Consider the following 24,311-nt stretch of genomic DNA (forward strand, 5'->3'; position numbering starts at 1 on the left):
CCGCCCCCATCACAGCGGGGCCGTCGCACGGCACGGCGGCCAGGCGGGAGCAGACCGAACCCATGGTGGACGAGCCCAACTCCGCACCACGTCCGGGTGCCGCGACGCCGCTGCCCTCCGGCGGCCCGGCCCCCGCCGGCGCCCACCCCGCGGGGGTCGTGGCGCTGCTGCGGGTCGCCTCGGTGCTGGTCGACGCGGACGGCCGGATCGCCCAGTGGGACCGCGCGGCCGAGGAACTGTTCGGACACCGGGCCGAGGTCACCTGCGGACGCCCGGCGATCGGCCTGCTGCCCGCCGTCGAACCCCGCCCGGAGACGGCCGGCCCGCCCCCCGCCGGTGCGGGGCGCCCCTGCGACGCCTTCGCCACCCTGGACGACCTGACCCAGCTGGACACCCCGTGGGCCGGCGCGATGGCGGTCAACGACCGCGAGGACCGGCTGCGCGACGTCCTCTGGTGGGCCTACCCGCTGATCGAACCGGGCGGCCGCGCCCTGCTGGTCCTGGCCACCGACGCCCGCCCGCTGCGCACCACCGGACTGCGGATCGCCCTCGGCGAGCGGCTGCTGCCGTACGCGGCCGCGCCGACCGCCCCCGGCCGCCCGCTGCGGGTCGCCGCCGCGTTCGCCCCCGGCGCCGCCCAGGGCGCGGCCGCGCTGGAGCCGCTGCTGCCCAAGGGCACCCCCGAGCGCCGGCAGCGGCTGCTCGGCCAGCTCGTCGCCGCCGGACTGCCCGCCCTGTGGGTGGACTCGGCCACCCTGCTCCCGGTCATGCCCTACCAGGCCTCGGCCACCGGAACCGCCCGGCTCGCCGCCGGGATCGGCCGCCGCTACCCCACCCCGCAACAGCGGGCCGCCCAGCCCCGGGCCACCCGCCGCCCACCCGAACCGGGCCGACCGGACGCCGCGCGCACCGGCCCCGCCGAGCCCACCGCGCCGACCGCCGACGGCGCCACCGCCACCACCACCGGTCCCGCCGGCACCCGCCCGCCCGGCGCGGCGGACGACGGCGGACGGACCCCCGGCGGCACCATCCCCGGCCAGCGCGACGCGGCCGGCACCCGCGACGACACCCCTCCCGGAGGCCCCACCATCGAGTCCGCCGTCAACGGCCGCGTGCCCGACCGCGACGCCCAGCTCCCCGGCCGACCACCCGCCCAGACCGAGCCCGTCGACGGCGTCGAGGTCGTCCGCGGCACCCCCGACGGCGACCAACTGGCCCTGCTGAGCGAGGTCGGCGGCCGCGTCGGCACCACCCTCGACCTGGACACCACCGCCCGGGAACTGTGCGACGTCCTGGTCCCCCGGGTCGCCGACTTCGCCTGCGTCGACCTCCTGGACGGACTGATCTCGGACTCCGAGCTGCCCCGCGACCGGCCGGACGACTCCACGATGCTGCGCCGGGTGGCCCGGGTCTTCAACGCCGGCTCCGGCAACTGGAACCACGTCCTGGACGAGGGCCGGCTGCTGGCCATGCCCCGCTCCACCCCGCCCGGCCTCGCCCTCCAGGAGAACAAGCCGGTCCTGGTCCCGGTGATCACGGCGGACGTCGCGGTCGAGTACGCGGCCTCGCTCGGCGGCCCCGAGCTGGTCCCGCTGGTGGTCGACCGCTCCATGCTGGTGCTGCCGCTGTCCGCCCGCGGCACCGTCCTCGGCATCCTCAAGCTGCTCCGCCTCGCCGACCGCGGCCCGTTCACCAAGGCCGACGCCGACACCCTCAGGGAACTCGCCGCCCGGGCCGCGCTCTCCCTGGACAACGCCCGGCTGCACCGCGCCGAGTCCAAGGTCGCCACCACCCTGCAGCGCTCGATGATCCCGACCCGCCCGCCCAGGATCCCCGGCGTCCAGGTCGCCCACCGCTACCTGCCCGGCGACCCGAAGGCCCAGGTCGGCGGCGACTGGTTCGACGCGATCCAGCTGCCCGGCAGCCGGGTCGCCCTGGTGGTCGGCGACGTGATGGGCCACGGCCTGCACTCGGCCGCCGCGATGGGCCGCTTCCGCACCGCCATGCAGACCCTCGCCGCCCTCGACCTGCCGCCCGGCCAGCTGCTGCGCCACCTCGACAACCTCGCCCACAAACTGGGCGACGACCACCTGGCCACCTGCCTGTACGCGGTCTACGACCCGATCAACCGGACCTGCGAGCTGGCCAGCGCCGGCCACGTGCCGCCCGTCCTGGTCCACCCGGACGGGCGCGGGGAACTCCTGGAGATCCCGGAGGGCGCACCGATCGGCGTCGGCGGGGTGCCGTTCGTGGCCAAGAAGATCGCCGTCCGGGACGGCTCGATGCTGGTGCTCTGCACGGACGGGCTGGTCGAGGTCCGGGGCGGCGACATAGGGGAGGGGCTGGCCGCGCTCTGCGGCAACCTGATCGACCCGAAGAAGTCCCCCGAGGAGGCCTGCGACACCGTCCTGGAGCGGCTGCACACGGACGACCGCAAGGACGACGTCGCGCTGCTGGTCGCCCGCTTCGACGGCGTCCCGCCGACCGAGGTCGCCACCTGGAGCCTGACGGTCGATCAGGCCGAGGTCCGCCGGGCCCGCGGGCTGGTCCGCGACCAGCTCGCCGCGTGGCGGTTGACCGCGCTCACCGACACCGTGGAACTGCTGGTCAGCGAGCTGGTCACCAACGCCGTCCGGGTGGCCCGCGCCGACGTCCAGCTCCAACTGATCCGGGTCGACAAGCTGCTGGTCGAGGTCAGCGACGACAACCACAACCTGCCCTCGCTGGAGCCCGCCGAGTCGATGGACGAGAACGGGCGCGGGCTCAACCTGGTGAGCAAGCTCGCCGAGCGCTGGGGCACCGCCCGCAAGGCGGTCGGCAAGGTGGTCTGGTTCGAGATGGCCCTGCCGCGGAGCTGAACCGCGGCCGGGCCGGGCCCGGCTACCGGCCGAGCGCCCCCGCCGGGGTGCGCCGGGCCGCCTCGGTGGCGACCGAGGCGGCGGCGCCGACCCCGGCCAGCACCCGCGGCCAGAAGTCCCCGAAGACCTCCAGCGCGGCGGCGATCAGAGCGGCCGTCAGCAGCGCCACCACGTGCTCCAGCCCGGCCAGGTTGGGCAGCACGACCGCCTCCGCCACCATCACCAGCGCCACCGTCCCGCCGGTCCACCAGGCCCGGGTGCGGAACGCGATGCACACCGCCAGCGCCACCACCGCCGCCGAGGGCCCGGTGTCGCGGACGTGCGCCACCCAGTGCGGGAAGCCGAACAGGTGGTCCGGGCCGATCGCCACCCCGACCCGGGCGAACAGCGTCCCCGCCAGGGTGCAGGCGTAGGCGACCACCAGCGTCAGCCGGCGCCCCAGCACGATCTCGGCCAGCCCGAACACCACGAAGACCTGCGCCAGCGCCCCCCAGACCGGAAGGTCCAGCGCCGGCACGTACAGCGAGAGAGGGGTGCGCAGCAGCGACACGTCCAGCGGCAGCGAGGCCTTGACCACGCCGATCCCGGAGACGAAGCCCGCCCCGCCCGGCAGGTGCTGCACCACGCTGAAGAGCAGGATCAACAGGGTCGCCGTCGTGGCCAGCGGAACCGAGAGGAACCGCCTGCGCCGCACGTGCGCCCTGACCACCGCGAACAGGACTCCCCATTCGGCGACAGCGGCCCGCCCGGCAATCGCCGGAAGCCCCTTTCGCACGCCCCCCGCCTGGGTAAATTCCGTCACAGCCGACCCGCTCCCCGTTCGCGTTCCAGAAAACCCCGACACTGAGGCTGTACCGCCCGGACCAAGTGTTGGTTCGAGCACTACATCTACGGTAAGCAGCGGCTAAACCGAAGGCATCACCACAAGTGGCGAACCGCTGTCATCCTCAGGTCGGACACGCTCCCCCATTCGCCCCCGACTGACCCCCCGATCGGCCCTTCCGGTCTCCACCCCCGGGATTCCCTCCGCCCCCCGGCGGAGGGATCACCCGCCCCCGTGCCGTTCCGCCGACTACGCCTTCGGAGCGGTGGCCGAGGCCGCCGCCCTGACATGCCGACGACGGAACAGCGCGGGGAGGCTCGGAACGGTGATGAAACCCTCGGCCCGCGCGCTCGCGATTCCGATGCGCGGGATCTCGCTGCTCTTCTCGAACAGCAGATAGCGCGGCTCCCAGATCGGGCGATACTTCGCATTGGCCCGATAGAGGGACTCGATCTGCCACCAGCGGGAGAAGAATCCCAGCACGGAACGCCACAACCGCAGAACCGGACCGGCACCGAGCTTCGAACCCCGCTCGAATACCGACCGGAACATCGCGAAGTTCAACGACACCCGCGCCAGCCCGACCTCGGCGGCCCGCTGCAACAGCTCGATCACCATGAATTCCATCAGGCCGTTCTCGCTGTCGCGGTCGCGGCGCATCAGGTCCAGCGAGAGGCCGTCGCGCCCCCACGGCACGAAACTCAGCAGCGCCCGCAGCTCACCGTCGCCGTCGTGGCACTCCAGCATCACGCAGCGCCCGTCGTCCGGATCTCCGAGGCGGCCCAGCGCCATCGAGAAGCCGCGCTCGGTGGCACCGTCGCGCCAGTGGTCGGCCCGCTCCACCAGCGAGGCCATCTCCTCCTCGGGGATGTCCTCGTGGCGCCGGATCCGGACGGTGTACCCGGCCCGCTTGACCCGGTTGTACGCCTGCCGGACCACCCGCATCGCCCGGCCGTCCAGCGAGAACTCGTCCAGCTCGACGATCGCCTCGTCGCCCAGCTCCAGTGCGTCCAGCCCGTGCCGGGCGTAGATCACCCCGGCCTCCTCGGAGGCCCCCATCACCGCCGGCACCCAGGCGTGCTCCCGGGCCTCGCCGAGCCAGGCCTCGATCGCCCCCGGCCAGGCCTCCGGATCCCCGATCGGATCGCCCGAGGCCAGCGAGACCCCGCCCAGCACCCGGTAGGCGACCGCCGCCTTGCCGCTCGGCGAGAACACCACCGCCTTGTCCCGGCGCAGCGCGAAGTACCCCAGCGAGTCCCGCTCGCCCTGACGGTCCAACAGGCCCCGCAGCCGCTCCTCGTCCTCGGCGCTCTGCAGCTCCTGACCGCGCGGGCTGCGGAACGCCACGTACAGCACCAGCAGGAAGAGCACCGCGCTCATCGCGTTGATGAAGGCGTTCACCCACGTCGGCACCGAGATCAGGCCGGACACGTGCTCGGACGGGGCGACGGTGACCATCCGCGCGATCGCGTAGACGAAGCGGTCGCCGAAGTCCGCCCCCGGGATGGTGTTGGTGGCGGCCACCAGCACCGACCCGACACCGCCGCCGAACAGCAGGCCGGCGAGGAACGTCGCCACCGCCGTCTTCGGGTTCGAGCGGTCGCCCTTGGAGGTGAACTCCCGCCGGCCCAGCAGCAGGGCCACCACGAACAGACCGGTCGTCACCGTGGAGAAGTAGTTCAGCGGGTGGTGCGCGAACTCCCCGCCGGGCACCAGCATCAGCACCAGGTACGCCGTGAAGAACAGCCCGGCCAGCGCGGTGTTGAAGATCCAGGCGGCCCGCTTGCGCCGCCGCATCGCCACCGCCAGGAACATCGAGAGCACCACCGTGCTCAGACCCGCCGTCACCAGGTACGGCGTGAAGTACTCGCCCTCGTTGTGGGTGCGCACCTGCTCCCGGAACGGCACGGCGAGCACCGCCACCAGGTTGATCAGGGCCATCAGGCGCAGGTACCAGACCGTCGCCGCGGCGCCGCGGCCGCGCCACGGTGCCATCGGCCCGGCTTCGGCGGTAAGGGCGACAGGGCCGGCGGACGGGGCCGTCTTCACAGTGGACACAGCTCCAATTCCAAGCGATCGGACAGGGGCACGCATCCGCACGACACCCGCAGGGGGGCTCGGCCAGGGCCCGATTCGGCCGGGGCGCCCATCGGCCCACGACAGGGGCCCATCGCTTTCCATCGTGGCCCACCCCGGATGAGAATTACGTGAATCCGGTAGCGGATTCCGACCCCCGCCGATCGGCGGGGGTACCATCCGACCGCCTACCGGGCCACCGGCCACGGCCTGCGTCTACGCTCGAATACCCTCGAAGCAGCCTGCGACCCCCGCAGCCCACCGAGAAGAGGAGCGACCATGTCGACCATCCGCGTCCTGATCGTGGACGACGAGGTGCTGGTCCGCTCCGGTCTCGGACTGATCGTCGGCTCGGCCCCCGACCTGGAGGTGGTCGGCAGCTGCTCCGGCGGCCAGGCCGAGGACCAGGTCACCGCGCTCGCCCCGCAGGTCGTCCTGCTCGACATCCGGATGCCCGACCTGGACGGCATCACCGTGCTGCGCCGGCTGCGCGCCCTGCCCGACCCGCCGGCCGTCGCCATGCTCACCACCTTCGACACCGACGAGTACATCGGCACCGCGCTGCGCACCGGAGCGGCCGGCTTCCTGCTCAAGGACACCGCCCCCGACCAGCTGGTGCACGCCGTCCGGGTGCTGGCCGCCGGCGGCAGCGTGCTCTCCCCCACCGTCACCCAGAGCGTGATCAACGGTTACGTCGAGGGCGGCGCCCCCGACACCGAGGCGGCCGGCCTGGCCCGCCAGCTCACCGGCCGCGAGCTCGACGTCCTCGCGCTGCTCGGTGAGGGCCTGTCCAACGCCGAGATCGCCGACCGGCTGTTCCTCGGCACCGGCACCGTGAAGGACCACATCAGCGCCATCCTCGGCAAGCTCGGCGCGGCCAACCGCGTCCAGGCCGCCGTGATCGCCCACCGGGCCGGGCTGGTCCGCACGCCCGGGCAGCCCGGCTGATGGCCGGCGCAGGCAGATCGCTGCCCGCCTGGGCCACCGGCCGGCGGGCCGCCCTGCTGGTACCGGTGGTGCCGGCCGCCGTCGACGCCTTCCTGGTCGGCAAGGGCAGCACCTGGTGGGAGGTGGTGCTCTCGGCGATCGCCGTGCTCGCCCTGCTGCTGCGCCTGCGCTTCCCGGTGCTGACCCTGGTGCTCACCCTGCCCGGCGCCTACTTCGAGTACATCTGGATCGCCCCGATGACGGCGCTCTACTCGGTCGCCGCCCACCGCGCGAACGTCCGGGTCACCGCCTTCTGGGCCACCCTGTTCGCCCTGGTCGAGTACTTCCACTGGCCGATCGTCCACGAGATGTTCGAGCTGGGCCGGGACACCGCGCTGAACGCCATCGAGAGCGCGATGCTCGCCGCCGGCCCCGCCGCCCTCGGCCTGCTCGCCCGCACCCGGCGCGAACTCGCCGATCGCATCGTCCAGTTGACCGAGGGACAGCAGCGGGAGAGCCGGCTGCTGGCCGAGCGGGTGCTCGGCTCCGAGCGCGCCCGGCTCGCCCGCGAGATGCACGACGTGGTCTCCCACCAGGTCAGCCTGATCTCCATCCAGGCCGGGGCGCTCCAGGTCTCCACCGCCGACCCGGTCGCCAAGGAGACCGCCCGCACCATCCGCGAGCTGTCCGTGCGCACCCTGGAGGAGCTGCGTCAGATGGTCGGCGTGCTCCGCGCCGCGAGCGTCCGGCGGGACGAGCCGCTCGCCCCGCAGCCCCGGCTGGCCGACCTGCCGCGCCTGATCGAGGGCAGCGGGCTGCCGGTCACCGCCGCGCTCGCCCCGGGCTCCCGGGCCTGGCCGGAGGCGGTGGAGCGGGCCGCGTACCGGACGGTCCAGGAGGCGCTCACCAACATCCGCAAGCACGCCCCCGGCGCCGACGTGAGCGTCAGCCTCGACGCCCGCGGCGCCCGGCTGCTGGTCGAGGTGCACAACGGCCCGCCCCCGCTCGGCGCCGGCAGCGCCCTGCCCGACCACCTGCCCGGCGGCGGCCACGGCCTGGTCGGCCTGCGCGAACGCGCCCAGCTGCTCGGCGGCACCCTGAGCGCCGATCCGGCGCCGGACGGCGGCTTCACCGTCCGGGCCGAACTCCCCGCCGAGTAGCCCGGGTCCGGACGGTCGGTACGGCCCGCACCGAGCCCGCACCGAGCCCGCGCGGAGCCCGCGCCGAGCCCGAACCGGCCGTCCGGACAGAACCCGTCCGGACAAAACAAAGAGGCCGGTCGGATTTAATCCGACCGGCCTCAGTGGTGCGCGAGGGGGGAGTTGAACCCCCACGCCCTTTCGGGCACTGGAACCTGAATCCAGCGCGTCTGCCTATTCCGCCACCCGCGCATGGGTGTTGTCGTAGATGCTACCCGGTCTTCCGATCCGTTCCGAACCTCTCGGTCCTTCCCGGCCTTCCGGCCCGGCTCCCTTTCGGGGCGCCCCTTCCGACGTGGAAAACATTAGCACGGCCTGCGGGGTAGCCCGAAATCCCTTTCCCGCGGCCGTCCGGACGGGCACCGACGAACGAGTGGTCGAAGGGTTGGCAGCCCCCGGAAGGGGTAGCCCTCGCTTGCCGGCACCGCCGACGCGGGTGTGTGCCGGGGCTCACCCAGGGGCACCACATGCCGGGGGAACCGTACGGACGGGCCCGGCGTGGATACGATCAGTACGGAAAAACAGCCACCGGCCCGATGCGGCACGCCCTCCACGGCGGCCCCCGGCCGAACCGACGCCCTGGAAGGGGGTGCCCCGTGGGAGTCCTGAAGAAGTTCGAGCAGCGGCTCGAGGGTCTCGTGAACGGCACCTTCGCCAAGGTGTTCAAGTCCGAGGTCCAGCCGGTGGAGATCGCCGGCGCGCTCCAGCGTGAGTGCGACAACAATGCGACCATCTGGAACCGCGAGCGCACCGTCGTGCCCAACGACTTCATCGTCGAGCTCAGCCCGCACGACCACGAGCGGCTCAGCCCGTACGCCGGACAGCTCGGCAAGGAGCTGGCCGGCATGGTGCGCGAGTACGCGGAGGCCCAGCGCTACAGCTTCATGGGCCCGCTCCAGGTGACCCTTGAGAAGGCCGACGACCTGGACACCGGCCTGTACCGGGTCCGCAGCCGCACCCTGGCCGCCGAGGAGCCTCAGCAGCAGGCCCCGCCGCAGGGCCAGCAGGGCTACGGCCGCCCGCCGACCCCGCCGGCCCCCGGAGCGCCCTGGCAGCAGCCCGGCGCGGCCCCCTACGGCGCGCCCGCACCGCCGGCCGCACCGCCGGTCATGCCCTCGGCCCCGCCCCCGACGGGCGGCGGCAACGTGCGCCCGTTCCCCGGCGCGGGCCACAGCGGCGCCAACACCCGCCGCTGGATCGAGGTCAACGGCAACCGGCACCAGATCACCGGGAACGCCCTGGTCCTGGGCCGGTCAACCGAGGCCGACGTGCGGATCGACGACCCCGGGGTCTCCCGCAAGCACGCCGAGATCAGGCCCGGGACACCCGCGATGGTGCTCGACCTCGGCTCGACCAACGGCATCGTGGTGGACGGACAGCACACCCAGCGCGCTACGCTCCGCGACGGCTCCCGAATCGTTCTGGGGTCCACCACCATCGTCTACCGACAGGTCGAAGGGTAGAGCGGGCCTCCTATGTCAGATCTGACCCTGACGGTCATGCGGCTTGGCTTCCTCGCCGTGCTGTGGCTGTTCGTCATCGTCGCGGTGCAGGTCATCCGCAGCGATCTGTTCGGCACCAAGGTCAATCCGCGCTCCGCGCGGCGGGCCGCCGCCGCCCCGGCGGGTGCCCCGAACAGGCCGCAGCAGAGCCAGCAGACCGCCACCCAGGCGCAACCGCGCCAGCGCCGCGGCGCCCCCACCCACCTGGTCGTGGTGCAGGGCTCGCTGGCCGGCACCACCGTGGCCCTGCAGGGCCAGACCATCACCCTGGGCCGCGCGCACGACTCCACCATCGTGCTCGACGACGACTACGCGTCCTCCCGGCATGCCAGGATCTACCCCGATCAGACTGGGCAGTGGACGGTCGAGGATCTAGGCTCCACCAACGGCACCTATCTGGACCGGCAGCGGCTCACCACGCCGCAGCCGCTCCAGCCCGGGATGCCGATCCGTATCGGCCGGACCGTCATCGAGCTGCGGAAGTAGTCAGCGCATGAGGGACAGCACCCCGTCCACCCAGAGGAGGGTAGGGACCGCATGAGTCTCGTGCTGCGCTTCGCCGCCGGGTCCCACAAGGGCTTGATCCGCGAGGGGAACGAGGACTCCGGCTACGCCGGGCCCCGCCTCCTCGCCGTGGCCGACGGCATGGGCGGTGCGGCAGCCGGTGAGGTCGCCTCCTCCGAGGTCCTCGGCTCCATCGTCCGGCTGGACGAGGACGTGCCCGGTGCCGACCTGCTCACCCTGCTGAACGACGCGGTGCAGACCGCCAACGACCGGCTCCGGCAGATGGTCGAGGAGGACCCGCAGCTGGAGGGCATGGGCTGCACCCTCACCGCGATGCTGTGGACCGGCCAGCGGATGGGCCTGGTGCACATCGGCGACTCCCGCGCGTACCTGCTGCGGGACGGCTCGCTCAGCCAGATCACCCAGGACCACACCTGGGTGCAGCGGCTGGTCGACGAGGGCCGGATCACCCCGGAGGAGGCCGAGACCCACCCCCAGCGCTCGCTGCTGATGCGCGCGCTGGACGGCCGCGGCCAGGTCGAGCCCGACCTGTCGATCCGCGAGGTCCGGGCCGGCGACCGCTACCTGATCTGCTCGGACGGCCTGTCCGGCCCGGTCAGCCACCAGACCCTGGAGGAGACGCTCGGGAGCTTCTACGCCCCGCAGCAGACCGTCCAGGCCCTGATCGAGCTGGCCCTGCGCGGCGGCGGCCCCGACAACATCACCTGCATCGTCGCGGACGTCATCGACGTCGGCGCCACCGACACCCTCAGCGGCCAGCTGGCCGACTTCCCGGTGGTGGTCGGCGCGGTCGCCGAGGCGCAGCCGCACCAGTCCACCGACCCGAACCTGCTGAACACCCCGGCCGGCCGCGCCGCCGGCCTCGGCCGGCCGCAGCCGCCGCAGGGCGCCTTCGGCCCCGCCAGCGGCTACGACGGCCAGGCCCCGGGTTTCGGCCCCGCCGAGGGGTACGGCGACGAGGGCTACGGCGAGGCGACCGAGGGCGGCTACGGCGAGCCCTACGGCGCGTACGAGGACGGCGAGCAGCCCGTGTACGAGGGCCGGCGGCGGCCGCGCCGCCGGCGCCGCGGCCTGAAGATCTCCATCGCGGTGGCCACCACCCTCGGCCTGCTGGGCGCGGGCGCCTGGTTCGGCTACCGCTGGACGCAGAACCAGTACTACGTGGGCGCCGACGGCGAGAGCGTCGCCGTCTACCAGGGCATCAACCAGAACCTGGCCGGCCTGGACCTCTCCTCGGTGCACCAGAAGTACGGGGACATCGAACTCAAGTTCCTGCCGACCTACCAGCGCACCCAGGTCTCCAAGACGATCCAGGCCAAGAGCCTGGGCGACGCCGAGGACCAGGTGAAGCGACTCGGCGAGCAGGCCTCGGTCTGCAAGAAGGTCGCCGCCGGCGCCAAGCCGGCCGTCCCCCCGACCACCACCGACCCAGCCACCACCACCGACACGACCACTCCGGGGGGTACCGCGCCCCTCACCGAGCAGGAGCAGCGCCTGGCCGCCTCCTGCCCGACCCAGTAGTGACCCCGCAGGGGTCCATCAGCCGTCGGGGAGCGGCCGTCACGTGAGCACCTTTGACCTGAGCAGGAACAACAGCGGTACCGAACCGGGCCGACGGCGGACCACCACCATCACCCCGCAGGGCACGCCCAACCGGCGCAACACCGAGCTGGTCATGCTGGCCTTCGCGGTGCTGGTGCCGATGGCCGCCTACGCCAACGTCGGCCTCGCGCTCGACAAGCGGCTGCCCGCGGGCATGCTGGAGTACGGCCTCGGCATGGGCGCCCTCGCGCTCGTCGCCCACCTGGTGATGCGCCGGTTCGCGCCGTACGCCGACCCGCTGCTGCTGCCGCTGGCGACGCTGCTGAACGGCCTCGGCCTGGTGATGATCTGGCGGCTGGACAAGGCCGGCAGCCTGCTCGCGTCCAACTTCCCGGCGGCGGCCAACCAGCTGATGTGGTCGGGGCTCGGGATCGCGCTGTTCATCGGCGTGATGCTGCTGCTCAAGGACCACCGGATCCTGCAGCGGTACACCTACATCTCGATGGTGGTGGCGCTGGTCCTGCTGGCCGCGCCGGCGTTCTTCCCGGCCCGGGCCGGGGACTTCGGCGCCAAGATCTGGATCCACATCGGCAGCTTCTCGATCCAGCCCGGCGAGTTCGCCAAGATCATCCTGACCGTGTTCTTCGCCGGCTTTTTGATGGTCAAGCGGGACGCCCTGGCACTGGCCAGCCGGCGCTTCATGGGCCTGTACCTGCCGCGCGGACGCGACCTCGGACCGATCATCGTGGTCTGGCTGCTGTCGATCCTGATCCTCGTCTTCGAGACCGACCTCGGCTCCTCGTTCCTGTTCTTCGGCCTGTTCGTGGTGATGCTCTACGTCGCCACCGAGCGGACCAGCTGGATCGTCTTCGGTCTGGTGATGTCGGTCGGCGGCGCGGCCGTGGTGGCCACCGCCGAACCGCACGTCAAGACCCGCATCAACTCCTGGCTCGACCCGATGGCCGCCTTCCAGGACCCGCCGCCCAAGGGCACCAGCGAGCAGATCGGCCAGACCCTGATGTCCTTCGGGACGGGCGGGGTCACCGGCACCGGCCTCGGCCAGGGCCGCTCCTGGCTGATCCAGTTCGCCGCCAAGAGCGACTTCATCCTCGGCTCGTTCGGCGAGGAGCTCGGGCTGACCGGCATGATGGCGGTCTTCCTGCTGTACGGGCTGATCGTGCAGCGCGGCCTGCGCACCGCCGTGGCCGCCCGCGACCCGTTCGGCAAGCTGCTCGCGGTCGGCCTGTCCTCGGCGTTCGCGCTGCAGGTCTTCGTGGTCGCCGGCGGTGTCACCGGTCTGATCCCGCTGACCGGCATGACGATGCCGTTCCTGGCCCAGGGCGGATCCTCGGTGGTCGCCAACTGGGCGCTGATCGCCGTCCTGCTGAAGATCAGCGACACCGCGCGCCGGCCCGCGGCCGAACCGGCCACCGAACCGGCCCCCGGCCCGGAACCGACCCGGCCCTGAAACCCGTGGTGATCCATGAGGTTGAATCTCACGTGGCTGTGCCACCATCGGCCGAGCCACGCCCACTGACCGAAGACGTCCGGAGGGGATCCGTCCCGTGAACAAGCCGATCCGCCGGGTCTCGATCTTCTGCCTGGTGCTGATCCTGGCCCTGATGGTCCGGGTCAACTGGGTGCAGGGCGTCCAGGCCGAGGCCTGGGCCAGCAACGTGCACAACGACCGGAACAAGTACGACCGGTACGCCTACCCGCGCGGCAACATCATCGCCGGGGACAAGCCGGTCACCAACTCCGACTTCGTCAACGGCCTGCGCTACAAGTACAAGCGCAGCTGGACGGACGGCGCGATGTACGCCCCGGTCACCGGCTACTCCTCGCAGTCCTTCGGGACCAGCCAGCTGGAACAGCTGGAGGACGGCGTCCTGGCGGGCACCGACTCCCGGCTGTTCTTCCGCAACACCCTCGACATGCTCACCGGTGAGCAGAAGAAGGGTGGCGACGTCGTCACCACGATCGACCCCAAGGCGCAGAAGGCCGCCTTCGAGGGCCTGGGCAACCGCAAGGGCGCCGCGGTCGCCCTCGACCCGCGCACCGGCGCGATCCTGGCCCTGGTCTCCACCCCCTCGTACGACCCGAGCACCTTCTCGGGCGGCGGCAAGGAGGACTCGAAGGCCTGGACGGACCTCAACGCCGACCCCAACAAGCCGATGCTGAACCGGGCGCTGCGCGAGACCTACCCGCCCGGCTCCACCTTCAAGCTGGTCACCGCCGCGGCCGCGTTCGAGAACGGGCTGTACCAGAACGTCGACGACACGACCCAGACGCCGAACCCGTTCGTCCTGCCCGGCACCTCCACCCAGCTGAAGAACGCCAGCGACAAGGAGGACTGCGAGAACGCCACCGTCAAGCACGGCATGGACCTGTCCTGCAACACCGTCTTCGGCAAGATGGGCGCCGACCTCGGCAAGGACAAGCTGCGGGCGCAGGCGGAGAAGTTCGGCTTCAACAACGGCAAGCTCGACACCCCGATCCGCGCCGTCACCAGCGTCTTCCCGGCGAACTCCGCTCCCGACGGCACCGCGATGGACGCCATCGGCCAGCACGACACCCGGGCCACCCCGCTGCAGATGGCCATGGTCGCCGCGGCCATCTGCAACAACGGCAGCCTGATGCAGCCCTACCTGGTGGCCCAGGAGCGCTCGGCCAACCTCGACGTGATCTCCAACCACACCGAGCACCAGATGAGCCAGGCGGTGAAGCCGGAGACCGCCCAGAAGCTCCAGCAGCTGATGGAGAGCGTGGTGCAGAACGGCACCGGCACCAAGGCGAAGATCAACGGCGCCACGGTCGGTGGCAAGACCGGCACCGCGCAGCACGGCCAGGACAACAGCGGCCTGCCGTTCGCCTGGTTCATGTCCTACGCCAAGGGCGCGGACGGCAAGCAGGTCGCGGTCGCCGTGGTGGTCGAGGACGGCTCCACCGAGCGCAACGAGATCAGCGGCGGCGCCATCGCCGCGCCCATCGCCAAGGCCGTGATGGAGGCCGCCCTCGGCAAGTAGGACCGCGGCCGGCCCGATCGGGTCGGCCCGACTCCGCCCGCTTTTACTCGGAGATTGTCACAATGGGACGGTCCCGGACGATACCGGTCTGGTCTCAGGTGGCGGGCTCCGCCGGCTCCCCGAGGTCGGCCCGGTAGCGTATCCGCAAGCAGCGGGTCTACCCGCCGCACACCCACGGCCCGGGCCCTGGGTGCCGGGACCGCGAAACCAGCGCGGGCCCGGCAGCGTCCAACAGAGCGTGCGGGGACACCTACGTCACATCCTCACCGACCGGTGGGGGAGAGGGTCGGAACTATGGAAGAGCCTCGTCGCCTCGGCGGCAGGTACGAGCTCGGCGGCGTCCTCGGACGCGGCGGCATGGCCGAGGTCTACCTCGCCCATGACACCCGGCTCGGCCGTACGGTCGCCGTGAAGACCCTCCGCGCCGACATGGCCCGAGACCCGTCCTTCCAGGCCCGCTTCCGCCGCGAGGCACAGTCCGCGGCCTCGCTCAACCACCCCGCCATCGTCGCCGTGTACGACACCGGCGAGGACTACATCGACGGCATCTCCATCCCGTACATCGTGATGGAGTACGTCGAGGGCTCCACCCTGCGCGAGCTGCTGCACTCCGGGCGGCGGCTGCTGCCCGAGCGCGCGCTGGAGATGACCATCGGCATCCTCCAGGCACTGGAGTACTCGCACCGGGCCGGCATCGTCCACCGCGACATCAAGCCCGCCAACGTGATGCTCACCCGGCAGGGCAACGTCAAGGTCATGGACTTCGGCATCGCCCGGGCCATGGGCGACGCCGGCATGACGATGACGCAGACCTCCGCCGTCATCGGCACCGCCCAGTACCTCTCCCCCGAGCAGGCCAAGGGCGAGACCGTCGACGCCCGCTCCGACCTCTACTCGACCGGCTGCCTGCTCTACGAGCTGCTCACCGTGCGGCCGCCGTTCGTCGGCGACTCCCCGGTCGCGGTCGCCTACCAGCACGTCCGCGAGGAGGCCCAGCCGCCGTCCGCGTACGACCCCGAGGTCCGCCCCGAGATCGACGCGATCGTGCTGAAGGCCCTCGCCAAGGAGCGGGACTACCGCTACCAGAGCGCCGACGAGATGCGCGACGACATCGAGCGCTTCCTCGACGGCCTACCGGTCGCCGCCGCCCAGCAGGCCGCCTACGGCATGGGCGCCCAGGGCTACGGCTACGACCAGAACGGCGGCCAGTACGACCCGTACGGCCAGACCAACCTGCTCCCGCAGCAGGGCGCGGCCGGCCCCACCACCATGCTCCCGCAGGTCGGCAACGGCCAGGGCGGCTACGGCTACCCGCCGCAGGAGGACACCTACGGTCCGGGCGGCGGTGGCGGCTACGACGACGGCTACGGGGGCGGCGGGCGCCGTCGCGAGGAGCCGCCGAAGAAGAACAACACCTCCTGGATCATCCTGGCCGTCGCGGCGGTCCTGGTCTTGGTCGGTGCCTTCTTCGTGGTCCAGGCCATGGTCAAGACCGGCGACCACGGGGGCGGCAAGACCACCTCGCCGACCCTGGTCGGCAAGACCCTCGCCGAGGCCCAGAACGCGGCCAAGGCACAGAGCGCCACGCTGACCGTGCAGGCCGGCGACCCGGTCGCCTGCCCGGACACCAAGATCCAGAAGGACCAGGTCTGCACCCAGTCCCCGGCCGCCGGTACCCAGATCGACGCCAGCACGGTGATCAAGGTCCAGCTCTCGTCCGGCCCGGCCTCGGTCGACCTGCCCGACGTCACCGGCAAGAGCCTCGCCGATGCCACCAACGCCCTGCAGAAGGCCGGCTTCGTCGTCGCCAACCCGGTCTACAAGACCGACGACAGCGTCCAGCAGGACAGCGTCATCTCGCAGAACCCGGCCGCCGGAAAGGCCGCCGCCGGGGCCACCGTCACCCTGACGGTCTCCCAGGGCCAGGGCAAGATCCCCGTCCCGTCGGTGATCAACCAGCAGCAGGACGCGGCCAGCCAGCAGCTCACCGACGCCGGCTTCAAGGTCGCGGTGAAGAACCAGACCGTGACCGACGCCGCCAAGGTCGGTGTGGTCGTCGACCAGACCCCCAAGAACACCTCGGCCAAGAAGGACAGCACGGTCACCATCACCGTCGGCAAGATGGCCGACAAGGTCACCGTGCCGCCGCTCCAGAACGTCACCGTCAAGGACGCGATCAAGCAGCTCGACGCGCTCGGCCTGCGCTTCTCCCTGGTGGGCTCCCAGGACCCGAACGGGACCGTGACGAACACCATGCCCGGCGCCGGCACCCAGATGAACCCGGGCGACTCGGTGACCCTCTTCACCAAGGCCCCCGACAGGGGCGGCCCGACCACCCCGGGCGGCAACTGACACCCGCAGCACCACCGAGGGGGCCGTGCGATCCGCACGGCCCCCTCGGGCATTCCCGGCGGCGTCAGACTCGCTGACGCCGCCGGCCGGCGCCGCGGTCGGTCCCGCGGTCGGCGCCGCGGTCGGTCCGCGACCGGGAGGACGCCGGCTGGAACGAGTGGCCGGATGGACACCAAATGAGAGGATCTGGCCATGCACCAGGTCGTCGTCCTCGCCCTCCCCGGCGTCATCCCCTTCGAGCTCGGCATCCCCGCCAAGGTCTTCGGCCTGGCCCACGACGCCGACGGTCACCCGCTCTACCGGGTCATCACCTGCGGCCTGGACGGGCGCCCGGTGCCCTCCAGCGCGGACTTCGCGATCGCCGTCGAGCACGATGTGAGCGCGCTGGAGACCGCCGACACCATCGTGATCGCCCCCAGCCACGACCCCGGCCTGCTCAACGGCCGACTGCCGCCCGCCCTCGCCGAGGCGCTGACCCGGATCCGCCCCGGCACCCGACTGGTGTCGATCTGCACCGGCTCGTTCGTCCTGGCCGCGGCCGGCCTGCTGAACGGCCGCCCGTCGACCACGCACTGGCACCACACCACCCGCTACCGCGAGCTCTTCCCCGCCACCCTGTTCGACCCCGACGTGCTCTTCACCGACGACGGCGACGTGCTGACCTCCGCCGGCGCGGCCGCCGGGCTGGACCTCTGCCTGCACATCGTCCGCCGCGACCACGGCAGCGAGATCGCCAACGGCGCCGCCCGCAGGTGCGTGGTACCCGCCTGGCGCGAGGGCGGACAGGCCCAGTTCGTCGAACGCCCGGTGCCGCTGCCCAACGGCTCCGACACCGCCGCCGCCCGCGACTGGGCCCTGCGCGAGCTCCACCGGCCGCTCCAGCTCGCCGAACTGGCGGCCCGGGCCGGCATGAGCGTACGGACCTTCAGCCGGCGCTTCCTCGCCGAGACCGGGCAGACCCCCGGCCAGTGGCTGACCGCCCAGCGTCTGGGCCTCGCCCGCGGCCTGCTGGAGGGCAGCGACCTGCCCGTCGACCAGGTCGCCGAACGCTCCGGCTTCGGCAGCGCCGCCTCGCTGCGCCAGCACCTGGCCGCCGCGCTCGGTGTCTCCCCCGCCGCCTACCGGCGGACCTTCCGCGGCGCCACCCGGCCGCAGCCCGCACCGGCCGCCGCAAGCACCGCGAGCACCACGAGCACCACGAGCACCACCGGCACCGCGAGCGCCGCGAGCGCCGCGGCCTAGTTTCCGGTCAGGGCCGCCGGCTGTCCCTGCGTCCTCGGCTGCTCCCCGGCCAGCTTGCCGAAGACGATCAGCCGGCCCCGGGCACTGAACTCGGGGGTGCAGGTGGTCAACGTGATGTACCGGCCCGCCTGGGTGAACGGGGATCCCTTCGGGATCGGCTGGATCACCGTCACGTTGTTCGGCGGCGTCTCCGGGATCCCACCGGCCACCTCGTAGGTGTAGAACGTGGTCGAGGTCTCCACCACGATCTTGTCACCGGGCTTCAGCTCACCGATCTTGCGGAACGGCTGGCCGTGCGTGGTGCGGTGTGCGGCGATCGCGAAGTTCCCGGCCTTGTCGGCCGGCATCGCGGTACCGGTGTAGTGCCCGACCAGACCCTTGTCGAGCACCTGCTGCTTGCCGGTGCCCTCGGCGATCGGGTACTTGAGGCCGAGCTTGGGGATGTAGACGATCGCGAAGCCCTGGCCCGGCTCGAACTTCCCCGGCTCCTTCGGCGCCTCGGCGCCCGGCGCGGGTGCCTGCTGGGGCTGCGCCCACTGCTGTTCGAGCTGGTTGCGGGTGCCGTCGGCGGCCGCGTCGGCCTGCACGTTGGTCCACCACAGCTGGTACGAGACGAAGAGCAGCATCACCAGGCCGAGCGTGATGAACAGCTCGCCTACCATCCGGGCGGCCACCACCAGCTTGGACTCCTTGGGCCGCTGGCGCGGGCCCCGCCGCGGGCCCGACGCCCGGCGCCGCCCGGTCCCCGAGCGCAGTGCCGTCCGTCCCTCGGCCCGTCGGGCGGAGCGCCCGCCCGGCGCGTCCGCACCCGGCTCCGCACCCGGTTCCGCACCCGGCTCCGCGGCCGGGCCGAAGGCGCCGCCGGCCGCCGGGACCACCCGCAGGTTCATGGTCCGCTCGCTCGCCGGCAGCCCGTCGAACGGGTCGGCCGTGCCGGGCGCGCCGGCCTGCTCGTACACGCCCCACTCCCCCGGCCCCGGCGCCTCGCCGCCGCCGTCGCCGGGCCGCTGGGTGTTGCCCTCCGGGCGCACCGCCGTCACTCGCTCAGCCCCGTCCGATCACCGGCGCGAGCCCCGCCGAACGGCCCACCGCCTCGGCGAACCCGCACTCCGCCAGCCAGTTCGCCAGCATCCGGTGGCCCCCTTCGGTCAGCACCGACTCCGGGTGGAACTGCACGCCCTCGACCAGCAGGTCGCGGTGGCGCAGGCCCATGATCACGCCGCTCTCGGTCCGCGCGGTGACCACCAGGGTGTCCGGCACCGTCGCCGGCTCGACCGCCAGCGAGTGGTACCGGGTGGCGGTCAGCGGCGAGGGCAGCCCCTCGAACACCCCGCCGTCCTCGTGGGTGACCGCCGACGTCTTGCCGTGCAGCAGCTCCGGAGCCCGGTCGACGACCGCGCCGTACGCCACCGCGATCGACTGCAGCCCCAGGCACACCCCGAAGAGCGGCAGCCCGATCGACGCGCAGCGGTGCACCATCTCGACGCAGACCCCGGCCTCCTCCGGCGTCCCGGGACCGGGGGACAGCAGCACCCCGTCGAAGCCCAGGTCGCCGTCGCGGAGCACCGCGTGATCGACCGTCACCTCGTCGTTGCGGACCACCTCGCAGGTGGCGCCCAGCTGGTAGAGGTACTGGACGAGGTTGAAGACGAAGCTGTCGTAGTTGTCGACCACGAGGATCCGGGGCGGGCGGCCGGAGGTCATCGCGCTACTCCTGGTGCAGAGTCGGGCAGGCGGGGGAGGCGGTCTGGCCCGGCGTCAGCCGGTACCGCCCTCGTCCACGGTGACGTTACCGAAGGGCAGCAGCGGTTCGGCCCACGGGAACACGTACTGGAACAGGACGTAGACGATCCCGAGGACGAGCAGCAGCGCGATGGCCGCCCGGATCAGGGTGTTGCCCGGCAGGTGCCGCCAGATCCAGCCGTACATGGTGCTCCTCGCGAGGTTCAGGTCGGGATCCAGAGTAGACCGCCGCCCGGGTCCGTATCGCGCACATCACCCTGGTGGACAACGGGCGGCCACCGTACGGTTCCCGGCCGGCTCCCGCCGGCCGGCGCGCCGGCCCGCTACTGGCCCTCGGCCGAGCGCAGGTCCGCCGAGCCGGTGTAACCGGGCAGGGTCAGGTCGGAGGCCTCCTGGACCTTCCAGCCCAGCCCGTACGCCACCACGTACTGCAGGTACCGCTTGATCGCCGGGTCGCCGTCCAGCGCCGAGCGCAGCGCCTCGGTCTTCCCGACCGCCTTGATCACGTACGGCGGGGAGTAGACCCGCCCCTGCAGCAGCAGGGTGTTGCCGACACAGCGGACGGCGCTGGTGGAGATCAGCCGCTGGTCCATCACCTGGATGCCCTCGGCGCCGCCCCGCCACAGGGCGTTGACCACCGCCTGGATGTCCTGCTGGTGGATGACCAGGTCGTTGACGTCCGGCTCCGGCACGTTCGGGATCCGCGCGGTCGCGTTCGGCGGCGCGTCGTTCAGGGTGACCGTCAACCCCGGACCGCGCAGCGCCTCCAGCCCGGCGACCCGCTGGAGGGCGTCCAGCCGGTCGGTGTCGGCGGGGCTGCCCTGCTGCTGGGCCAGCGTGTCGGTACGGTCCTGGAGGTCACCGACCTGGGCCTGCAACTGCTGGTTCTGCGCGCTGCGCTCCCGTATCACGTCGCTCAGCTTGAGCAGCGAGTTGTCGGTGCGCAGATCGGTGCCCTGGGCGGTCTGCGCACTGATGTAGAAGAGCAGTCCGGCGAGCGCGAAGACGGCGCAGGTCAGGGCACGTCCGACAATTCGGGTCCCGTTGGTGCGCGCGGGGCCGGACTCAGGGGGAATCGTGGAATTCGGCACCGTACCCTTATCTCCTTAACACCCGGCGAGCCACTACGCTAACGGACGCCGGTGGCATGTGCGGAGTGCTGCTCCCGGCACGACAGCGGGGGTACGCCCCGAGGTACGTGCCGGCAGACGGTCTGCCGTACGGATCCGGTCCCCACAGCCGCCCGCTTTCCCGCTGCACCCCGCGCGGTCACAGCGCATCGACAGGAGAGTCCCTCGTGCCGAAGTCTCGAGTCCGCAAGAAGGACGACTACACCCCGCCGTCCACCGCGACGGCGGTGAAGATCAGCTCCGGCCGGAGCTGGGTCGCCCCGCTCATGCTGGCGTTCTTCCTCATCGGCCTGGTCTGGATCGTCACGTACTACGTGACCAGCGGCAGCTGGCCGGTGGCGAGCTGGGGCAACTGGAACATTCTGGCCGGTTTCGGCTTCATCGCGGCGGGCTTCGGCGTCTCGACCCAGTGGAAGTAGGCCCCGGCCGCTCTCCCGTTCCTCCCTGCACCGCCTCGGCGTGACCCCGGGGCGGTGTTTCGGCATGCCGCCAATGGTCTCGACCATATGTTTATCCACACAGTTATCCACACTGGGGAAAAGTCGATCCAGCCTGTGGATAACTCGGACCGGGGAATTGCCGCCCGACTCCCGCCCGGATGTGACAACGACCAGTTGGACGCGCGTAGACCCACCTTGCGGCACCCGGCGCGCACACCCACTGTGCACAACCGCACGCCCGCTGTGGACAACCAGGTCCCGTCCGGTCGATCCTGCCGGGCGGGGCCTAGCCGCCGAGACGTGCCGTCCCCACCACGACCGCCCCTACCACCACGGCCAGCACGACGGCCGCCGTCAACACCTGCACCACCCCGCGGTGCGCCCGCGGGGCGTACACCATCCCCGCCGCCATGACGGCGCCGGCCACCAGTCCTCCGACGTGCGCCCGCCAGTCGATCCAGCTGATCGAGAACGTCACCACCAGGTTGAACACCAGGAGCGCCATCACCGGCCCGAGCGGCGCCCGGTTGAAGCGGACCAGCACCGCGGTGGCGCCCAGCAGGCCGAAGATCGCCCCCGAGGCGCCCACCGAGTAGAGCGCGCCGCCGGCGACCAGGAAGGCCAGCGCGTTCCCGGCCAGCCCCGACACCAGGTACAGCGCCAGGAACCGGCCCCGGCCCAGCACCCGCTCCAGCGGCGGCCCGAGCACCAGCAGGCTCACCAGGTTGGTCGCCACGTGCAGGAAGCCCGCGTGCACGAACATCGAGGTCAGCAGCCGGTACCACTCGGAGGGCCCGGCCGCGACGCCGACCGACAGCCCCGGCGCCGGCACGTAGCTGTACAGTCCCAGCCGCATCTGCCAGGACGGTGCCAGGTACTGGGTGAACAGGAACACCAGCACGTTCAGCCCGGCCAGCACGACCGTCACCGGCGCGCCGGCCACCATCGGGTGGGCGGTCAGCCGCGAGGACGCCGGACGGGCCGGACGGGCCGCTCCGCCCCCGACGCACTCCGGGCACTGGAAGCCCACGGCCGCCCCGGTCATGCAGTCCGGGCAGACCGGCCGCCCACAACGGGCACAGGACACCCCGGTCTCCCGGTCGGGATGCCGGTAGCAGACCGGTGCGTCACCGCCGGTCCCGGGCCCGGGGCCGTTCGACGAGCCGGGAAGCATCCGCTACCTCCTCAAGACGGATCCCGGCCGCCCACACCGCGGACAGGGGGCGCCGGGACCGTCCAGGCTACGCCGTGCGGCGTCAGCCGCGGGTGATGACCACGGACTCGATCACCACGTCCTCCAGCGGGCGGTCGCCCCCACGGGTCGGGGACTTCGAGATCTGCTCGACCACGGCCCGGCTCGCCGGGTCGACGACCTCGCCGAAGATGGTGTGCTTGCGGGTCAGCCAGGTGGTCGGCGCGACCGTGACGAAGAACTGCGAGCCGTTGGTGCCCGGGCCGGAGTTGGCCATGGCGAGCAGGAAGGGCTTGGTGAAGGCGAGGTCGGGGTGGAACTCGTCGGCGAACCGGTAGCCCGGGCCGCCGGTGCCGGTGCCCAGCGGGTCACCGCCCTGGATCATGAAGTCGCCGATCACCCGGTGGAACACGGTGCCGTCGTACAGCGGCGCGTTCGACTTCAGACCGGTCCGGGGGTCCACCCACTCGCGCGTTCCCTCGGCCAGCTCGACGAAGTTCGCCACCGTCTTGGGGGCGTGGTTCGGGAAGAGCTTCACCACGATGTCGCCGCGGTTGGTCTTCAGGGTGGCGGTCAGGTCCTGGGCCACGGAAATGCCCTCTCTCTCCGGTGTGATCGACCGCGGAATCATCCCACGGGTCCCGCGCGGACGGCTCAGCCCGGCGTGCCCGGGCACAGAACGGCATGCATGATCTCCAAACAGGTGGAAAGGTGCATACAGGACGCCACCGAGGAGGAGAAGCTCGTGACCCGTTTGGACTCAGCGCGGGAGACTGCCGACCGGACGAAGGAAGCCCTCGCGCCCTACGCCGTCACCGCCAAGGACACCGCCCTGCACTACGCCGGCGAGGCCAAGCAGGTGCTCGGCCCCAGGGCTGCCGCCGCCGGCGACCGGGCCAGGGCCGGCGCCGCCGGTGCCGCGCACGCCGCCCGCACCCAGTACACCAAGCTCGTCGTCCCGCAGCTGGAGCACGCGTTCGCCGGGTTGCCCCCGCACGCCCAGCAGACCACCCTGAAGGCCGTCCACCGGGCCCAGGAGGCCGCACTGGCCGCCAAGCACTCGGCGGCCCGGACGACCGAGCAGGCGCGCACCACGGTGGTCCCCAAGGTCACCGGCGCGGTCGGGAGCGCCCGTGCCACGGTCGGTCCCTTCGCCCAGGAGGCCCAGGTCCGCGGCGCCGCCGCCCTGACCGCCCTGCACGGCAACGTGACCGCGGCCGAGATCGGCGACCTGGCCGCGAAGAACGTCAGGAGGCAGCACCGGCACGGCTGGGCCACCGGCCTGGCGGTCGCCGGCACCGTGGCGATCGGCAGCGGGGTGCTGATCTGGCAGTGGTACCGCAAGCAGAGCAACCCCGAATGGCTGGTCGAGCCCCCGGCGCCGTCCTCGCCGGCCACCGGCCCGACCACCGGGGACGCCACCGTGGTGAACGGCTCCACCCCGATCGGCTCCACCCGGCCCGCCACCGACGAGAACACCGACTCCCACCCCGACTCCGCGGAGCACCGGCGGGGCGACGACCGCCCCAAGCCGCACGACCCGCGCAAGCCGCACTGAGCGACCGGCGCCACCGGGCGACCGCGCGGAAACGGCAGACGGGCGCGGGGCGGGGGGCCCGGGCCCGGCCCCCCCCCGGGGGGGGGGGGGGGGGGTAGCACACCCAGCCACAGGCCAGCAAACCCACCCCGCCAACCACAAAGCGAAAGACCCCCCCGGGGGGGCCGCGCCGTCAC

General features: G+C 72.4%; 20 protein-coding genes and 1 tRNA gene. 12 read left to right on the forward strand and 9 right to left on the reverse strand.

Translation table 11 applies throughout. The annotated features are described in order from the left end of the window. Positions 1-62 precede the first annotated feature (62 nt). A complete protein-coding gene (locus tag ACIOFR_RS30940; RefSeq protein WP_401002543.1) occupies positions 63-2,858 on the forward strand; it encodes a SpoIIE family protein phosphatase in 2,796 nt (931 codons plus the stop codon). Between the two features lie 22 nt (positions 2,859-2,880). Here ACIOFR_RS30940 and ACIOFR_RS30945 read toward each other — a convergent pair whose 3' ends face one another. After that, complete coding sequence (locus tag ACIOFR_RS30945) at positions 2,881-3,633, reverse strand: hypothetical protein (RefSeq protein ID WP_401002544.1); 753 nt, start codon at positions 3,631-3,633, stop codon at positions 2,881-2,883. 297 nt (positions 3,634-3,930) lie between these two features. Continuing rightward, complete coding sequence (locus tag ACIOFR_RS30950; RefSeq protein WP_401002545.1) at positions 3,931-5,676, reverse strand: phosphatidylglycerol lysyltransferase domain-containing protein; 1,746 nt, start codon at positions 5,674-5,676, stop codon at positions 3,931-3,933. A gap of 360 nt (positions 5,677-6,036) precedes the next feature. Here ACIOFR_RS30950 and ACIOFR_RS30955 point away from each other — a divergent pair, with 360 nt between their 5' ends. Next, positions 6,037-6,705, forward strand: a complete 669-nt coding sequence (locus ACIOFR_RS30955; RefSeq protein WP_401002546.1) for a response regulator — start codon at positions 6,037-6,039, stop codon at positions 6,703-6,705. Further along, complete coding sequence (locus ACIOFR_RS30960; protein ID WP_401002547.1) at positions 6,705-7,844, forward strand: sensor histidine kinase; 1,140 nt, start codon at positions 6,705-6,707, stop codon at positions 7,842-7,844. The genes ACIOFR_RS30955 and ACIOFR_RS30960 overlap by 1 nt, the downstream gene beginning before the upstream one ends. A gap of 144 nt (positions 7,845-7,988) precedes the next feature. On the opposite strand, the gene ACIOFR_RS30965 is transcribed toward ACIOFR_RS30960, so the two are convergent. Then, a tRNA-Leu gene (locus tag ACIOFR_RS30965) sits at positions 7,989-8,075 on the reverse strand. A 404-nt stretch (positions 8,076-8,479) separates the two neighbouring features. Here ACIOFR_RS30965 and ACIOFR_RS30970 point away from each other — a divergent pair. From ACIOFR_RS30970 to ACIOFR_RS31000, 7 genes are all read left to right on the forward strand, one after another. Beyond that, positions 8,480-9,346 carry an FhaA domain-containing protein gene (locus tag ACIOFR_RS30970; protein WP_401002548.1) on the forward strand — a complete coding sequence of 289 codons (867 nt, stop codon included), beginning with the start codon at positions 8,480-8,482 and terminating at the stop codon, positions 9,344-9,346. Positions 9,347-9,358: 12 nt separating this feature from the next. After that, the gene (locus ACIOFR_RS30975) at positions 9,359-9,871 is read left to right on the forward strand and encodes an FHA domain-containing protein (RefSeq protein ID WP_371498331.1); all 513 of its coding nucleotides are present in this window, start codon (positions 9,359-9,361) and stop codon (positions 9,869-9,871) included. A gap of 51 nt (positions 9,872-9,922) precedes the next feature. Next, a complete protein-coding gene (locus ACIOFR_RS30980; protein WP_401002549.1) occupies positions 9,923-11,431 on the forward strand; it encodes a PP2C family protein-serine/threonine phosphatase in 1,509 nt (502 codons plus the stop codon). 43 nt (positions 11,432-11,474) lie between these two features. Then, positions 11,475-12,920, forward strand: a complete 1,446-nt coding sequence (locus ACIOFR_RS30985) for an FtsW/RodA/SpoVE family cell cycle protein (protein WP_401002550.1) — start codon at positions 11,475-11,477, stop codon at positions 12,918-12,920. Between the two features lie 97 nt (positions 12,921-13,017). Beyond that, a complete protein-coding gene (locus ACIOFR_RS30990) occupies positions 13,018-14,478 on the forward strand; it encodes a peptidoglycan D,D-transpeptidase FtsI family protein (RefSeq protein ID WP_401002551.1) in 1,461 nt (486 codons plus the stop codon). Positions 14,479-14,772: 294 nt separating this feature from the next. Further along, entirely contained in the window at positions 14,773-16,830 is a 2,058-nt protein-coding gene (gene pknB / locus ACIOFR_RS30995) for a Stk1 family PASTA domain-containing Ser/Thr kinase (protein ID WP_401002552.1), read from the forward strand. Between the two features lie 192 nt (positions 16,831-17,022). Next, entirely contained in the window at positions 17,023-18,072 is a 1,050-nt protein-coding gene (locus ACIOFR_RS31000; RefSeq protein ID WP_401002553.1) for a GlxA family transcriptional regulator, read from the forward strand. Here the strand turns inward: ACIOFR_RS31000 and ACIOFR_RS31005 are convergent. The 4 genes from ACIOFR_RS31005 to ACIOFR_RS31020 form a co-directional block, all read right to left on the reverse strand. Beyond that, positions 18,069-19,112, reverse strand: coding sequence for a class E sortase (locus tag ACIOFR_RS31005; protein WP_401002554.1), 1,044 nt, complete (start codon positions 19,110-19,112; stop codon positions 18,069-18,071). The genes ACIOFR_RS31000 and ACIOFR_RS31005 overlap by 4 nt on opposite strands. A 4-nt stretch (positions 19,113-19,116) precedes the next feature. Then, positions 19,117-19,776, reverse strand: a complete 660-nt coding sequence (locus ACIOFR_RS31010) for an aminodeoxychorismate/anthranilate synthase component II (RefSeq protein ID WP_401002555.1) — start codon at positions 19,774-19,776, stop codon at positions 19,117-19,119. A 54-nt stretch (positions 19,777-19,830) separates the two neighbouring features. Continuing rightward, positions 19,831-20,001, reverse strand: coding sequence for a hypothetical protein (locus ACIOFR_RS31015; protein ID WP_401002556.1), 171 nt, complete (start codon positions 19,999-20,001; stop codon positions 19,831-19,833). Positions 20,002-20,138: 137 nt separating this feature from the next. Continuing rightward, on the reverse strand, positions 20,139-20,906 hold the full coding sequence (locus ACIOFR_RS31020; RefSeq protein ID WP_401002557.1) for a DUF881 domain-containing protein: 768 nt from the start codon (positions 20,904-20,906) through the stop codon (positions 20,139-20,141). Between the two features lie 206 nt (positions 20,907-21,112). Here ACIOFR_RS31020 and crgA point away from each other — a divergent pair, with 206 nt between their 5' ends. Further along, positions 21,113-21,364, forward strand: coding sequence for a cell division protein CrgA (crgA, locus tag ACIOFR_RS31025; RefSeq protein ID WP_401002558.1), 252 nt, complete (start codon positions 21,113-21,115; stop codon positions 21,362-21,364). Positions 21,365-21,671: 307 nt separating this feature from the next. Here crgA and ACIOFR_RS31030 read toward each other — a convergent pair whose 3' ends face one another. Continuing rightward, a complete protein-coding gene (locus ACIOFR_RS31030; RefSeq protein WP_401002559.1) occupies positions 21,672-22,559 on the reverse strand; it encodes a rhomboid family intramembrane serine protease in 888 nt (295 codons plus the stop codon). An 82-nt stretch (positions 22,560-22,641) separates the two neighbouring features. Then, positions 22,642-23,166: a peptidylprolyl isomerase gene (locus ACIOFR_RS31035; protein ID WP_401002560.1), complete on the reverse strand. Its 525-nt coding sequence runs from the start codon at positions 23,164-23,166 to the stop codon at positions 22,642-22,644. 156 nt (positions 23,167-23,322) lie between these two features. Between ACIOFR_RS31035 and ACIOFR_RS31040 the strand changes: the two genes are divergently transcribed. Then, positions 23,323-24,135 (forward strand): DUF5324 family protein, encoded by an 813-nt coding sequence (locus ACIOFR_RS31040; RefSeq protein WP_401002561.1) that lies wholly within the window; start codon positions 23,323-23,325, stop codon positions 24,133-24,135. The last annotated feature ends 176 nt before the right edge of the window (positions 24,136-24,311 follow it).

This window comes from Kitasatospora sp. NPDC088346, assembly GCF_044740765.1.
In the GTDB taxonomy this organism is placed as follows: domain Bacteria; phylum Actinomycetota; class Actinomycetes; order Streptomycetales; family Streptomycetaceae; genus Kitasatospora.

Bases quoted from the DNA above. Each gene is read 5' to 3' on its own strand.
- ACIOFR_RS30940 (WP_401002543.1), top strand. From the start codon at position 63: ATGGTGGACGAGCCCAACTCCGCACCACGTCCGGGTGCCGCGACGCCG.
- ACIOFR_RS30950 (WP_401002545.1), bottom strand. From the start codon at position 5,676: ATGGCACCGTGGCGCGGCCGCGGCGCCGCGGCGACGGTCTGGTACCTG.
- ACIOFR_RS30955 (WP_401002546.1), top strand. From the start codon at position 6,037: ATGTCGACCATCCGCGTCCTGATCGTGGACGACGAGGTGCTGGTCCGC.
- ACIOFR_RS30960 (WP_401002547.1), top strand. From the start codon at position 6,705: ATGGCCGGCGCAGGCAGATCGCTGCCCGCCTGGGCCACCGGCCGGCGG.
- ACIOFR_RS30975 (WP_371498331.1), top strand. From the start codon at position 9,359: ATGTCAGATCTGACCCTGACGGTCATGCGGCTTGGCTTCCTCGCCGTG.
- ACIOFR_RS30980 (WP_401002549.1), top strand. From the start codon at position 9,923: ATGAGTCTCGTGCTGCGCTTCGCCGCCGGGTCCCACAAGGGCTTGATC.
- pknB (WP_401002552.1), top strand. From the start codon at position 14,773: ATGGAAGAGCCTCGTCGCCTCGGCGGCAGGTACGAGCTCGGCGGCGTC.
- ACIOFR_RS31000 (WP_401002553.1), top strand. From the start codon at position 17,023: ATGCACCAGGTCGTCGTCCTCGCCCTCCCCGGCGTCATCCCCTTCGAG.
- ACIOFR_RS31010 (WP_401002555.1), bottom strand. From the start codon at position 19,776: ATGACCTCCGGCCGCCCGCCCCGGATCCTCGTGGTCGACAACTACGAC.
- ACIOFR_RS31015 (WP_401002556.1), bottom strand. From the start codon at position 20,001: ATGTACGGCTGGATCTGGCGGCACCTGCCGGGCAACACCCTGATCCGG.
- ACIOFR_RS31030 (WP_401002559.1), bottom strand. From the start codon at position 22,559: ATGCTTCCCGGCTCGTCGAACGGCCCCGGGCCCGGGACCGGCGGTGAC.